General features: G+C 58.0%; 11 protein-coding genes. 1 reads left to right on the top strand and 10 read right to left on the bottom strand.

The window, feature by feature from the left end; translation table 11 throughout:
- Positions 1 to 190 precede the first annotated feature (190 nt).
- The 7 genes from lpdA to sdhC all read right to left on the bottom strand — a co-directional run bounded on the left by lpdA (position 191) and on the right by sdhC (position 9,326).
- Positions 191 to 1,627, bottom strand: a complete 1,437-nt coding sequence (gene lpdA / locus AC30D7_RS16525; protein WP_490134773.1) for a dihydrolipoyl dehydrogenase — start codon at positions 1,625 to 1,627, stop codon at positions 191 to 193.
- A 110-nt stretch (positions 1,628 to 1,737) separates the two neighbouring features.
- Positions 1,738 to 2,961, bottom strand: coding sequence for a 2-oxoglutarate dehydrogenase complex dihydrolipoyllysine-residue succinyltransferase (gene odhB / locus AC30D7_RS16520; protein WP_490134772.1), 1,224 nt, complete (start codon positions 2,959 to 2,961; stop codon positions 1,738 to 1,740).
- A 42-nt stretch (positions 2,962 to 3,003) separates the two neighbouring features.
- A complete protein-coding gene (locus AC30D7_RS16515) occupies positions 3,004 to 5,835 on the bottom strand; it encodes a 2-oxoglutarate dehydrogenase E1 component (protein WP_490134771.1) in 2,832 nt (943 codons plus the stop codon).
- 262 nt (positions 5,836 to 6,097) lie between these two features.
- Entirely contained in the window at positions 6,098 to 6,802 is a 705-nt protein-coding gene (locus tag AC30D7_RS16510; RefSeq protein ID WP_007936040.1) for a succinate dehydrogenase iron-sulfur subunit, read from the bottom strand.
- Positions 6,803 to 6,813: 11 nt separating this feature from the next.
- The gene (sdhA, locus tag AC30D7_RS16505) at positions 6,814 to 8,586 is read right to left on the bottom strand and encodes a succinate dehydrogenase flavoprotein subunit (protein WP_019648150.1); all 1,773 of its coding nucleotides are present in this window, start codon (positions 8,584 to 8,586) and stop codon (positions 6,814 to 6,816) included.
- Positions 8,587 to 8,589: 3 nt separating this feature from the next.
- Complete coding sequence (gene sdhD / locus AC30D7_RS16500; RefSeq protein WP_003210573.1) at positions 8,590 to 8,958, bottom strand: succinate dehydrogenase, hydrophobic membrane anchor protein; 369 nt, start codon at positions 8,956 to 8,958, stop codon at positions 8,590 to 8,592.
- Positions 8,952 to 9,326, bottom strand: coding sequence for a succinate dehydrogenase, cytochrome b556 subunit (gene sdhC, locus AC30D7_RS16495; protein ID WP_015096190.1), 375 nt, complete (start codon positions 9,324 to 9,326; stop codon positions 8,952 to 8,954). Before sdhC ends, sdhD begins: the two co-directional genes overlap by 7 nt.
- 363 nt (positions 9,327 to 9,689) lie before the next feature.
- On the opposite strand from sdhC, the gene gltA reads away from it, so the two are divergent.
- Positions 9,690 to 10,979, top strand: a complete 1,290-nt coding sequence (gene gltA / locus AC30D7_RS16490; protein WP_007936034.1) for a citrate synthase — start codon at positions 9,690 to 9,692, stop codon at positions 10,977 to 10,979.
- 385 nt (positions 10,980 to 11,364) lie between these two features.
- On the opposite strand, the gene AC30D7_RS16485 is transcribed toward gltA, so the two are convergent.
- The 3 genes from AC30D7_RS16485 to AC30D7_RS16475 all read right to left on the bottom strand — a co-directional run bounded on the left by AC30D7_RS16485 (position 11,365) and on the right by AC30D7_RS16475 (position 14,378).
- Entirely contained in the window at positions 11,365 to 13,023 is a 1,659-nt protein-coding gene (locus AC30D7_RS16485) for a cation acetate symporter (protein ID WP_019579621.1), read from the bottom strand.
- On the bottom strand, positions 13,020 to 13,331 hold the full coding sequence (locus AC30D7_RS16480) for a DUF485 domain-containing protein (RefSeq protein WP_007939152.1): 312 nt from the start codon (positions 13,329 to 13,331) through the stop codon (positions 13,020 to 13,022). Before AC30D7_RS16480 ends, AC30D7_RS16485 begins: the two co-directional genes overlap by 4 nt.
- 195 nt (positions 13,332 to 13,526) lie before the next feature.
- Entirely contained in the window at positions 13,527 to 14,378 is an 852-nt protein-coding gene (locus AC30D7_RS16475; RefSeq protein ID WP_490134770.1) for a glycine betaine ABC transporter substrate-binding protein, read from the bottom strand.
- Positions 14,379 to 14,545: the final 167 nt, after the last annotated feature.

Genomic DNA, 14,545 nt, shown 5'->3' with positions numbered 1-14,545 from the left:
CGTCTTCGTTAGGTACTGCGCATTCGGTGCTGCACTCATTCAAGTGCCGCACCACCTGTGACTGCTGCTTGCGTAACCTTTCCGGGTACCCGGTGCAGCTACGCAAGACTGCGTCCAGCGGACATTCCGCGGTGAGTCTTGCTCGCAAGGCTCACGACGGGCCGTACCGCCGTGGTTTCTTATTATCCGCTTAGCGTTTCTTGCGGTTGGCGATGTGGATGGCGCCGCCATTCACTGCCAACGCAGCTTCGTGCAAGGCTTCAGACAGGGTCGGATGGGAGAAAACCATCATGCCCAGGTCTTCAGCGCTGGTGCCGAATTCCATGCCGATCGCGCCCTGCTGAACCAGTTCTGCAGCGCTCGGGCCAATCACGTGGACGCCCAATACGCGGTCAGTCTTGGCATCAGCGATGACCTTGACGAAACCACCGGTATCGTTGGCGGCCATGGCACGGCCAGAGGCTGCGAACGGGAAGGTGCCGACGTTAACTTCTACGCCTTCAGCTTTCAAGGCCTGTTCGGTTTTACCGACCCATGCGATTTCCGGGTGAGTATAAATAACCGAAGGGATCAGATCATAGTTCATCTGGGCTTTGTGACCCTTGATGCGCTCGACAACCATGATGCCCTCTTCCGAGGCTTTGTGAGCCAGCATCATGCCGCGAACCACGTCACCGATGGCGTAAACGCCCGGTACGGTGGTGGCGCAGTGATCGTCAACGTGCACGAAACCGCGCTCGTCGAGGGTCACGCCGCAATCGGCAGCCAGCAGATCAGTGGTCACCGGACGGCGACCAACGGCTACGATCAGCTTGTCGAAAGTGATGTTCTGCTCGCCGTTGGCATCGGTGTAGTTCACAACGACTTCGTCGCCGTTCACTTTGGAACCGGTCACGCGAGCGCCCAGCTTGATGTCCAGACCCTGTTTGGTCAGGGTTTTCAGCGCTTCCTTGGAAACAGCGGTGTCGGCTGCCAGCAGGAAGGTGTCCAGGGCTTCCAGGACAGTCACTTCTGCACCCAGACGCGACCATACCGAACCCAGCTCCAGACCGATAACACCAGCGCCGATCACACCCAGGCGTTTAGGTACGGACTGGAACTCCAGAGCACCAGTCGAATCGACGATGACTTTCTGATCGACCGGAGCCGGCGGAATGTCGATCGGACGCGAACCTGGAGCCAGGATGACGTTTTCAGCTTCGATGACTTCAACCGAACCGTCAGGCTTGGTGACTTCGACTTTCTTGCCGGCCAGCAACTTGCCGTGGCCCTGGATCGAAGTAACGCCGTTAGCCTTGAACAGGGTGGCGACGCCGCCGGTCAGGTTCTTCACGATGCCAGCCTTGCGGCCAACCATTGCAGCGACGTCCATTTTGACTTCGCCGGTAGAGATACCGTGGACGTTGAAGCTCTCTTTCGCTTCCTTGTATTTCCAGGAGCTGTCCAGCAGCGCCTTGGATGGAATGCAACCGACGTTCAGGCAAGTGCCGCCCAGGGCCAGCTTGCCCTCGCCATCGGTGTATTTCTCGATACAGGCAGTGGAGAGGCCCAGTTGCGCTGCTTTAATGGCAGCCACGTAGCCGCCAGGGCCCGCGCCAATCACTACCACGTCGAATTTCTGAGTCATGTGTCATTCCTTCTCGAATCAAACCGGACGGCCCCTTTTGAGGACCGTCGTGGGACGAAGCTGGTCATTACAGAAGGGCCGTCCATTACTGAACGGCCCGTGCAACGAAATCAGATATCCAGCAGCAAACGAGCTGGGTCTTCCAGCAGGTTCTTGATGGTCACCAGGAAGGTCACAGCTTCTTTGCCATCGATCAGACGGTGATCGTAGGACAGCGCCAGGTACATCATCGGGCGGATAACCACCTGACCGTTGATCGCCATAGGACGCTGGATAATGTTGTGCATACCCAGAATCGCAGCCTGCGGCGGGTTGACGATCGGGGTCGACATCATCGAACCGAAAGTACCACCGTTGGTGATGGTGAACGTGCCGCCGGTCATTTCTTCCATCGACAGTTTGCCGTCACGGGCTTTCTTGCCGAAGGTTGCGATGCCGCCTTCGATTTCAGCCAGGCTCATCAGTTCGGCGTTACGCAGAACCGGTACAACCAGACCGCGGTCGCTGGAAACAGCCACACCGACGTCGGCGTAGCCGTGGTAAACGATGTCGGCACCGTCGATCGACGCGTTGACAGCCGGGAAGCGTTTCAGCGCTTCGGTGGCCGCTTTCACGAAGAACGACATGAAGCCCAGGCGTACGCCGTTGTGGGACTTCTCGAACAGGTCCTTGTACTTCGAACGCAGAGCCATGACTTCGGTCATGTCGACTTCGTTGAAAGTGGTCAGCATGGCCATGTTCGATTGAGCTTCAACCAGACGCTCGGCAACCTTGGCGCGCAGACGGGTCATCGGAACGCGTTTTTCCACGCGGTCGCCAGCAGCGAATACCGGAGCAGAAGCAGCCGGTGCAGCAGCTTTGGCAGGTGCGGCAGCCGGAGCGGCTTTCTTGGCAGCAACAGCCGCTACCACGTCTTCCTTGGTCACACGACCGCCTTTGCCAGTACCGGCAACGGAAGCGATGTTGATGCCGTTTTCCTCAGCCAGCTTGCGAGCAGCCGGTGCAGCAACAGGATCGTCTTCGCCCGCTTCGGCAGGAGCAGCGGCAGCGGCAGCGGCAGCAGGTGCAGCAGCAGCGGCTGGAGCGGCAGCAGCGCTGCCCTCACCGATAGAGCCCAGAACTTCGTCGGACAGAACGGTGTCGCCTTCGTTCTTGACGATCGCGCCCAGCACGCCATCAGCGGTGGCCAGAACTTCCAGCACGACCTTGTCGGTTTCGATGTCGACGATCAGTTCGTCACGCTTGACGGCGTCGCCCGGTTTTTTGTGCCAGGTGGCAACGGTGCCATCGGCAACCGATTCCGGGAAAGTGGGGGCTTTGATTTCGATAGCCATTATCTGTGGGTCCTTAAATTCGGTTTCAGGTGCGCGAAGGCGTTAAACAGTGAAAGCATCTTGCAGCAGTTGTTCCTGCTGCTCGGCGTGCATCGAAGCGTAACCGCAAGCCGGTGCGGCAGACGCCTCACGACCAGCGTATTCCAGGACCAGGCCTTGTTTGTGGTTGGTCAGGCTGCGACGCATGTGATGCTGGCTGCTGTACCAGGCGCCCTGGTTCATCGGCTCTTCCTGGCACCAGACCACGTTCTCGAGGTTGGTGTAAGGGGCGAGCGTCTCCATCAGGTCGTCCTCAGGGAACGGATACAGCTGCTCGATACGCACGATGGCGATGTCTTCACGACCTTCGGCACGGCGTTTTTCCAGCAGGTCGTAGTAGACCTTGCCGCTACACAGGACCATGCGGGTGACCTTTTTCGGATCAAGCGCATCGATTTCCGGGATAACGGTCTGGAACGAACCTTCGGCCAGGTCTTCCAGGGTCGAGATGGCCAGCTTGTGACGCAGCAACGACTTCGGAGTCAGGACTACCAATGGTTTGCGCAGCGGGCGAATCACCTGACGACGCAGCAAGTGGTAGATCTGGGCCGGCGTAGTCGGCATGGCTACCTGAATGTTGTGCTCGGCGCACAGTTGCAGGTAACGCTCCAGACGAGCCGAGGAGTGCTCAGGACCCTGACCTTCATAACCGTGCGGCAGCAGCATGGTCAGACCGCAGAGACGGCCCCACTTGTGCTCGCCACTGGTGATGAACTGGTCGATCACCACTTGCGCACCGTTGGCGAAATCGCCGAACTGGGCTTCCCAGATCACCAGCGCGTTTGGCGTGGTGGTCGAGTAACCGTATTCGAACGCCAGTACGGCTTCTTCCGACAGGAACGAGTCGTACAGATCAAAACGCGGCTGACCCTTGTACAGGTTCTGCAACGGAATGTAGGTGCCGGCATCTTTCTGGTTGTGCAGAACAGCGTGACGGTGCGAGAACGTACCGCGGCCAATGTCCTGACCAGTCATGCGGATCGGGTGACCTTCGAACGCCAGGGTCGCGTACGCCATGGTTTCGGCATAACCCCAGTTGATCGGCAGGCCGCCGGCTTGCATCTTCTGACGGTCTTCGTAGATCTTCGCAACCTGGCGCTGAACCACGAAGCCTTCCGGAATTTCCAGCAGCTTGGCAGACAGTTCCTGCAAGGTTTTCAGATCGAAACGGGTGTCGTGACGCGCAGTCCAGGCGTGGCCCAGGTACGGACGCCAGTCCACGAACAACTCTTTGTTCGGCTCTTTGACCAGGCTTTTTACAACATGCAGACCGTTGTCCAGCGCGTTGCGGTATTCGTCGACTTTCGCCTGAACACGCTCGGCGTCCAGCACACCGCTCTGGGTCAGACGATCGGCATACAGCTCACGGGTAGTGCGCTGCTTGGTGATCTGCTGATACATCAGAGGCTGGGTACCGCTTGGCTCATCGGCCTCGTTGTGGCCGCGACGACGGTAGCAGACCAGGTCGATCACCACGTCACGCTTGAACTGCATGCGGTAGTCGATAGCCAGCTGGGTCACGAACAATACAGCTTCCGGATCATCACCATTCACATGGAGGATCGGCGCCTGGATCATTTTTGCGACGTCAGTGGCGTACTCGGTGGAACGCGAGTCCAGCGGGTTGCTGATGGTGAAACCGACCTGGTTGTTGATCACGATGTGCACGGTGCCGCCGGTCTTGAAACCGCGGGTCTGCGACATCTGGAAGGTTTCCATCACCACGCCTTGACCGGCGAATGCCGCGTCACCGTGGATGGAGATCGGCAGAACCTTCTCACCGGTAGGGTCGTTACGACGATCCTGACGGGCGCGAACCGAACCCTCGACCACTGGAGAAACGATTTCCAGGTGGGACGGGTTGAAAGCCATGGCCAGGTGAACTTCACCGCCGGAGGTCATGACGTTGGACGAGAAGCCCTGGTGATATTTAACGTCACCGGAACCCAGCTCGACCTTCTTCTTGCCTTCGAACTCGTCGAACAGCTCGCGCGGGTTCTTGCCGAAGGTGTTGACCAGTACGTTCAGACGGCCACGGTGGGCCATGCCGATCACGACTTCCTTGGTGCCGTAGGAACCGGAACGCTGGATCAGCTCGTCGAGCATCGGGATCAGGCTCTCGCCGCCTTCCAGACCGAAACGCTTGGTGCCCGGGTATTTGGTGCCCAGGTATTTTTCCAGGCCTTCGCCGGCGGTGACACGCTCAAGCAGGTGGCTCTTGATGTCGGCGGAGTAAGTCGGACGGCCGCGTACGCTTTCCAGACGCTGCTGGAACCACTGGCGCTGCTCGGAATCGGTGATATGCGTAAATTCAGCGCCGATGGTGCGGCAATATGTCTGCTGCAACGCTTCGTGAATTTCGCGTAGGCTCGCCTCCTCTTTGCCGATGAACAGGTCGCCGGCACGGAAGGTCGTATCAAGATCGGCATTGGTCAAGCCGTAATGATTGATTGACAGGTCTCCAGGTGCGGGACGCTGCCACAGCCCCAGCGGGTCAAGCTGGGCTGCCTGGTGGCCACGCATACGGTAGGCCTGGATCAATCGCAGCACTTCAACTTGCTTCTTTTCGTGCTCACTGCTCACGCTGCCGGCGGAAACCGGTTGGGCGCGGCGCTGGTTCTTTGCCAGCAAGACGAAATGATCGCGAATTGTGGAGTGCGAAACATCGGTGGCAGTGTTGCCATCAGCAGGCAACTTCTGGAAGTAGGTGCGCCACTCTTCTGGCACAGCGTTAGGGTCGTGCAGGTAGAGCTCGTAGAGCTCTTCCACATAGGCAGCGTTACTACCGGAAAGGTAGGCGCTGTTCCACATGCGCTGCATCACGCTTTCTTGCATGCTTGGTCACCCTCGGTTAGGGGAACACCACCGGCGTCGACACCGAGCAAACTTGCAGAAGTCCGAATGCAGCGACTAAAACAAGCCACTTAGGATCACGCTGATAGTCCGGGTACCAGCCCGGATGCCCCTGCTTGTCTCATTTCTTCAAAATAAGAGCTGCAGCCTTATGGGCTGCTGCTCAGGTTAAAACTACGGCGCCGGTTGAAGCCTGCGCCGCAGCATCTACGGGTACAGCGGTTCTACGGGTACAGCAGCTGAATCACACGCCGCTTTGCAGCAGCATGTTACGGATGTGACCGATGGCCTTAGTCGGGTTCAGGCCTTTCGGACAAACGTTGACGCAGTTCATGATGCCCCGGCAGCGGAATACGCTGAACGGGTCATCCAGCGAAGCCAGACGCTCGGACGTCTTGGTGTCGCGGCTGTCTGCCAGGAAGCGGTACGCTTGCAGCAGGGCAGCCGGGCCCAGGAACTTGTCCGGGTTCCACCAGAAGGACGGGCACGAAGTCGAGCAGCAAGCGCACAGGATGCACTCGTACAGACCGTCGAGCTTTTCACGCTCTTCAGGCGACTGCAGACGCTCGATGGCCGGAGCCGGCGTGTCGTTCTGCAGGTATGGTTTCACCTTTTCGTATTGCTTGTAGAAGATGCTCATATCGACGACCAGGTCACGGATAACCGGCAAACCTGGCAGAGGACGAACGATCAGCTTGTTACCTTTTACAACGGCGGACAGTGGCGTGATGCACGCCAGACCGTTTTTGCCGTTGATGTTCATGCCGTCGGAACCGCAAACACCTTCACGGCAAGAGCGACGATAGGAGAAACCCTCGTCTTGCTCTTTGATCAGGGCCAGCACGTCCAGCACCATCAGGTCTTTACCACCGGTATCAACCTGGAATTCCTGCATGAACGGCGCAGCGTCCTGATCAGGGTTGTAACGATAAACACTGACTTTCAACATGGCGGCCACCCTTAATAAGTCCGAATCTTAGGTTCAAAAGTCGGAACAGTCTTCGGCGAGAAGTTCACTGCACGCTTGGCAACGCGCTTCTCACCCGGGAAGTACAGGGTGTGGCACAGCCAGTTTTCGTCGTCACGGTCTTCGAAGTCTTCACGGGCGTGAGCGCCGCGGGACTCTTTACGTACTTCTGCCGCGATGGCAGTAGCTTCGGCCACTTCCAGCAGGTTCTGCAGCTCCAGCGCTTCGATACGCGCGGTGTTGAACGCCTGGCTCTTGTCGTTGATCTTGACGTTGGCGATACGGCCACGCAGATCAGCCAGTTGAGCAATACCCTTCTGCATGTATTCGCCGGTACGGAACACACCGAAGTAGTTCTGCATGCAGCTTTGCAGCTCGCGACGCAGGGTTGCCACGTCTTCGCCATCGGTACGCTCGTTCAGAGCGGACAGACGCGACAGGGCCGCATTGATGTCGGCATCGGTGGCATCGTCGTATTCGATACCGTCGGTCAGCGCCTTTTCCAGGTGCAGACCGGCCGCACGACCGAAGACCACCAGGTCGAGCAACGAGTTGCCGCCCAGACGGTTGGCACCGTGAACCGATACGCAAGCCACTTCACCGACCGCAAACAGGCCCGGAATGATGGTGTCTTTGCCTTCGGCGTCCTGAGTGATCGCCTGACCATGAATGTTGGTGGCAACGCCGCCCATCATATAGTGGCAAGTCGGAACAACCGGAACCGGAGCGACGACCGGGTCAACATGCGCGAAAGTCTTGGACAGTTCGCAGATGCCTGGCAGACGGCTGTGCAGCACTTCCTCGCCCAGGTGGTCGAGCTTGAGCATTACGTGGTCGCCATTCGGACCGCAACCGTTGCCGGCGATGATTTCTTTAACCATCGAACGGGCAACCACGTCACGACCGGCAAGGTCTTTGGCGTTCGGAGCATAACGCTCCATGAAACGCTCGCCGTGCTTGTTGATCAGGTAACCACCTTCACCACGGCAACCTTCGGTTACCAGTACACCGGCGCCGGCGATGCCGGTCGGGTGGAACTGCCACATTTCGATGTCCTGTACCGGAACACCGGCACGCAGCGCCATGCCAACGCCGTCACCGGTGTTGATCAGGGCGTTGGTGGTCGAAGCGTAGATGCGACCTGCACCGCCGGTCGCCAGTACGGTGGCCTTGGCACGGATGTAGGTGGTTTCGCCGGTTTCGATGCAGATCGCGATCACACCGACGAACTCGCCTTCGCCGTTCTTCACCAGATCGACAGCGTAGTACTCGTTCAGGAACACGGTACCGGCTTTCAGGTTGCCCTGATAAAGGGTGTGCAACAACGCGTGACCGGTACGGTCGGACGCCGCGCAAGTACGTGCGGCCTGGCCGCCCTTGCCGTAGTCCTTGGACTGACCGCCGAATGGACGCTGGTAGATACGACCTTGCTCGGTACGCGAGAACGGCATACCCATGTGGTCCAGCTCGTAAACGGCAGCCGGACCTTCCTGACACATGTATTCGATAGCGTCCTGGTCACCGATGTAGTCGGAACCCTTGACGGTATCGTACATGTGCCAGCGCCAGTCATCGTTCGGATCCGCAGACGCAATGGCGCAAGTGATGCCGCCCTGGGCCGATACGGTGTGCGAACGAGTCGGGAAAACCTTGGTGATCACGGCAGTCTTGTGACCGCCTTGTGCCAGTTGCAGCGCTGCGCGCATGCCAGCACCGCCGCCACCAATAATGATGGCGTCGAAAGAAATCGTTGGAATGTTAGCCATGGATCAGATACCCCAGAGAATCTGCACACCCCAGACGAAGTAAGCGAACATCGCAACGCCGCATACTGCCTGGAAAAGGAAACGTACTGCAGTCGCGGACTTGCCCAGCGCCATCGGCGTCAGGTAGTCGGTCGCGATGGTCCACATGCCGACCCAGGCGTGAGCGCCAAGGGCAACAAGGGCCAGCAGACTGAAGATACGCATCCCGTTGTGGGCGAACAGGCCGTGCCATTGGGCGTAGCCAATGCCAGGATTCGCAGCGAGGTATCCGATCAGGAAAATGAAATAAGCCGCGAGTACAACCGCAGACACACGTTGCGCCATCCAGTCATAGAGGCCCGAACGCGAAAGGTTCGTAACGCTGGTTACCATATCCAAACTCCTGCCAGAACGATCAACACCACGGAAACGGCGATGATAATTTTCGAGCCCAGGCGGCCGCCTTCCAGCGTCTCACCGATGCCCATGTCCATGATCAAGTGGCGCACACCGGCTACCAGGTGATACAGAAGAGCGGACAGGAGGCCCCATGCTACGAACTTGGCCAGCGGGCTGGTCAAGCATGCCTTCACCTCGGCGAAACCTTCCTCGGAACCCAGAGACTTGCCCAATGCATACAGCATGAAGCCAAGGCCCAGGAAGAGGATGATGCCGGAAACACGGTGAAGAAACGACGTAACGCCGGTGATGGGGAGTTTGATGGTCCTTAGGTCTAGGTTTACAGGTCGTTGGCTTTTCACGGCTTTTTTTTCACACTGAAGAGCCCCTAACAATCAGGGCAAAGTTGTTGGGGAGTGCACTGGTCAGGTAACCACCACCCAGGGATGCGACCCCCAATAAAGCAGGCCCAAAAGCCCCTGGCGGTCGGTGGCCGAGTATAGACAGTTAGGCTACTAATGACAACGCGTTCACCTTCCCCTAATAGCGGATTGCACAAGTGACATAAAAGGCGTAAATGGCAGGCAATTTCGAGAAAAAAGTCCGGTTAAAGCCTTCTGGAGCAAGACTTTAGGCAAATTGACATTCGAATTTATCTCACTATAGTGGTGCGGGCCCTGCGTGGGGGGTCTGTCTGATGATTTCAAGCATAAATAGGAGGCCACATGGCTGACAAAAAAGCGCAGTTGATCATCGAGGGCGCAGCCCCCGTCGAGCTGCCCATTTTAACCGGCACCGTTGGTCCCGATGTTATCGACGTTCGGGGCCTGACGGCCACGGGCCGTTTCACCTTTGACCCTGGTTTCATGTCGACCGCCTCCTGCGAGTCGAAGATCACCTACATCGACGGCGACAACGGTATTCTGCTGCACCGCGGCTACCCGATCGAACAGCTGGCTGAAAAGTCGGACTACCTGGAAACCTGCTACCTGCTGCTCAACGGCGAGCTGCCGACCGCAGAACAGAAGGCCCAGTTCGTCGGCACCGTGAAGAACCACACCATGGTCCACGAGCAGTTGAAGACCTTCTTCAACGGCTTCCGTCGCGACGCCCACCCGATGGCCGTCATGTGCGGTGTAGTTGGCGCCCTCTCGGCGTTCTACCACGACTCCCTCGACATCAATAACCCGCAGCATCGCGAAATCTCCGCGATCCGCCTGGTTGCCAAGATGCCGACCCTGGCTGCAATGGTTTACAAGTACTCCATGGGCCAACCCATGATGTACCCGCGCAACGACCTGTCGTATGCGGAAAACTTCCTGCACATGATGTTCAACACCCCGTGCGAGATCAAACCGATCAGCCCGGTACTCGCCAAGGCCATGGACCGGATCTTCATCCTCCATGCCGACCACGAGCAGAACGCATCGACCTCCACCGTACGTCTGGCAGGTTCCTCGGGTGCCAACCCGTTCGCCTGTATCGCCGCCGGTATCGCTGCACTGTGGGGCCCTGCCCACGGCGGTGCGAACGAAGCCGTGTTGACCATGCTCGATGAAATTGGCGATGTCTCGAACATCGACAAGTACATCGCCAAGGCCAAGGACAAGAACGATCCGTTCAAACTGATGGGCTTCGGTCACCGTGTTTACAAAAACCGCGACCCGCGCGCTACCGTCATGAAGCAGACCTGCGACGAAGTGTTGAAGGAACTGGGCATCACCAACGATCCGCAACTCGAACTGGCCATGCGCCTGGAAGAGATCGCCCTGACCGACCCGTACTTCATCGAACGCTCGCTGTACCCGAACGTCGACTTCTACTCGGGGATCATCCTCAAGGCGATCGGCATTCCAACCAGCATGTTCACCGTGATCTTCGCCCTGGCGCGGACCGTCGGCTGGATCTCCCACTGGAAAGAAATGCTCTCCAGCCCATACAAGATTGGCCGCCCGCGCCAGCTGTACACCGGCTACGAGTCGCGTGACATCACCAAGCTTGAAGACCGCAAATAAGACCTGTCTTGCGATAACGTCTTAAGTTGCACCGAGAACGGCCTCTATGTAGATAGAGGCCGTTTTTGTTTGTGCTCTTTGGTTGTGTGCATATCCGTTTCTTCGGTAACGGCGGCTCGACCTCCGGGAAAGGGGCAGACAGATCAAAAGCCAAAGCAACGGCAAGATCAAAAGATCGCAGCTTTCGGCAGCTCCTATGGGAGGAATATATCCCCACGTCCGATCAGGCCGGCCGGTCGGCCGCCTCGCTTTGGCTTTTGCATATAGCCTTCGCGGGCAAGCCTCGCCCCTACAAAGGGCGATAACCGCCCATAAAAGCCCAATAAAAATGCCCCGATCTCTCGACCGGGGCATTCGTGTCAGCGCAGCTTATATATAAGAAGCCTTAGTGCGAAACCGCCCCACTCGCCCCTAACCCAGTCTGCGAACGCACAAACTGAGGAAAGAACAGCGCCCGCTCATTGTCAGCCGCAGTGGATTTGTCAGTGATCGAGAAGAACCAGATACCGATAAAGGCAATGATCATCGAGAACAGCGCCGGGTATTCATACGGGAAGATCGCCTTCTCGTGACCCATGATCTGCACCCAGATGGTAGGCCCCAGCACCATCAAGCCAACCGCACTGACCAGCCCCAACCAACCGCCGATCATCGCACCGCGAGTCGTCAGTTTCTTCCAGTACATGGAAAGCAGCAGCACCGGGAAGTTGCAGCTCGCCGCGATGGAGAACGCCAGGCCCACCATGAACGCGATGTTCTGCTTCTCGAACAGAATGCCCAGGCCAATCGCCAGCACCGCCAAAGCGATGGTGGTGATTTTCGAGACGCGGATTTCGTCCTTCTCGTTGGCCTTGCCCTTCTTGATCACGCTGGCATACAGGTCATGGGACACTGCCGAGGCACCGGCCAGGGTCAGGCCGGCTACCACCGCCAGAATGGTCGCGAACGCCACCGCCGAGATGAAGCCCAGGAACACACTGCCACCCACCGCGTTGGCCAAATGCACCGCCGCCATGTTGTTGCCGCCCAACAGCGCGCCTGCCGCATCTTTAAAGGCCGGGTTGGTGCTGACCAGCAGGATCGCGCCGAAGCCGATGATGAAGGTCAGGATGTAGAAGTAGCCAATGAAGCCGGTTGCATACAGCACACTTTTACGTGCTTCTTTCGCGTCGCTCACGGTGAAGAAGCGCATCAGAATGTGCGGCAGGCCAGCGGTACCGAACATCAGTGCCAGGCCGAGGGAGAACGCCGAGATCGGGTCTTTCACCAAGCCGCCCGGGCTCATGATTGCTTCACCTTTGGCGTGAACCTTGATCGCCTCGGAGAACAGCGTGTTGAAGTCGAAGTTGACGTGCTTCATCACCATCAGCGCCATGAACGAGGCACCGGACAACAACAGCACCGCCTTGATGATCTGCACCCAAGTGGTCGCCAGCATGCCGCCGAACAGCACGTACAGGCACATCAGGATACCGACCAGGATCACCGCAACGTGGTAGTCCAGGCCGAACAGCAGCTGAATCAGCTTGCCGGCACCGACCATTTGCGCGATCAGGTAGAACGCCACCACCACCAACGAACCGCACGCCGACAGCGAGCGAATCTGGGTTTGCCCCAGGCGATAGGACGCCACGTCGGCAAAGGTGTACTTGCCCAGGTTACGCAGGCGCTCGGCGATCAGGAACAGAATGATCGGCCAGCCCACCAGAAAGCCGATCGAGTAGATCAGGCCATCGTAGCCGGAGGTGAACACCAGGGCGGAAATACCCAGGAAGGATGCCGCGGACATGTAGTCACCGGCAATCGCCAGACCGTTCTGGAAACCGGTGATCTTGCCACCCGCCGCATAGTAGTCGGCGGCCGATTTATTGCGCTTGGACGCCCAATAGGTGATGCACAAGGTTGCCCCGACGAACACCACGAACATCATGATCGCGGATACGTTGAGCGGTTGTTTCTGCACTGCACCCGTCAGGGCCTCAGCCGCCCAGGCGCCCGGTGCAAAGGCTGCGATGCTCAAGAGAGCGATTAGACGCCGGATCATTGCTGAGCCTCCTTGAGAATCGCATTGTTCAAGTCGTCGAATTCGCCGTTGGCGCGTCGTACGTAGATACCAGTCAGGACAAAGGCCGAAACAATCAGCCCGACACCGATCGGAATGCCCCAGGTTATCGAAGACTCGGGGCTGATCTTTGCGCCCAGAATATGCGGCCCGTAAGCGATCAAAAGGATGAATCCGGAGTACAACCCAAGCATGATCGCTGAAAGAATCCAGGCGAATCGTTCCCTCTTGCTAACCAGCTCCTTGAAGCGCGGGCTGTTTTGAATCGAGAGGTAAATGCTGTCGTTCATTGTTTTTATCCTCGCAGCACAGATTTGGTTGGAACGTTATCCACTCTATGCGGCTGCCGGAGAGGTTCCAGACGACCTTAGTATTAGAACGACATGACGGTTTCTCCCCCGCCGAATTCCCACAGAAAGCAAAAAGCCCCTTGGCATTTAAGCCAAGGGGCCTTGGGAGGTGCTGACCAGACGCTTCAGCTCAAATCATTTGGTCCATTCGGCAACGCGATCCGGGTGTTTGGCCACCCAGTCTTTCGCTGCGGCTTCAGGCTTGGCACCGTCCTGAATCGCCAACATGACTTGGCCGATTTCGTCTTTCGACGCCCACTGGAAGTTCTTCAGGAACTTCGCGACTTCAGGCGCTTTGGTTGCCAGCTCCTTGCTGCCGATGCTGTTCACGGTTTCAGCTGCGCCGTAAACGCCTTTCGGGTCTTCCAGGAAGCGCAGTTTCCACTTGGCGAACATCCAGTGTGGCACCCAACCGGTGACGGCGATGGATTCGTTTTTCTTCTCGGCACGGGTCAGCTCGGCAATCATGCCGGCGCCAGAACTGGCCTTGAGGGTGTAATTGTCCAGACCGTAATCCTTGATAGCCTGATCGGTCTTGAGCATCACGCCTGAACCGGCGTCGATGCCGACGATACGACCCTTGAAGCTGTCGTCGGTTTTCAGATCGGCAATGGACTTGGCCTTGACGTACTCCGGCACGATCAGACCGATTTTCGCATCCTTGAAGTTCGGGCCGTAGTCGACGACCTGATCCTTGTTCTTCGCCCAGTATTCGCCGTGAGTCACAGGCAGCCAAGCCGACAGCATGGCGTCGAGTTTGCCAGTGGCCACGCCCTGCCACATGATCCCGGTGGCAACGGCTTGTAGCTTCACGTCATAACCGAGTTTCTGCCTGATCACTTCTGCTGCCACGTTGGTCGTGGCGACGCTGTCCGACCAGCCGTCGACATAACCGATAGTCACTGCCTTGCCTTCAGCGCTGGCCATCGTAGAGCTGATCGCCAGCACCAAAGCGGCACCTGCGCCCAAGAGTCGTCGCATCTTCATCGTTACTTCCCCGAAAGTGCTGCACTCGACGGATGCCGAGTCGCTCAACGTATTTTTATGGTGCTCAGCGCCCCCATCACGCCCACCGCAAACTCGTTCGATCATCAGCGGAGTACTGACGTGTCGATCATCAACCTGACGCCAACAAAGACCTGCTCTGCCAGCGA

It is taken from the genome of Pseudomonas sp. DF5, from assembly GCF_058148225.1.
Note: the sequence above shows the minus strand (reverse complement) of the source record. Positions and strands in the feature narration are given on the sequence as shown.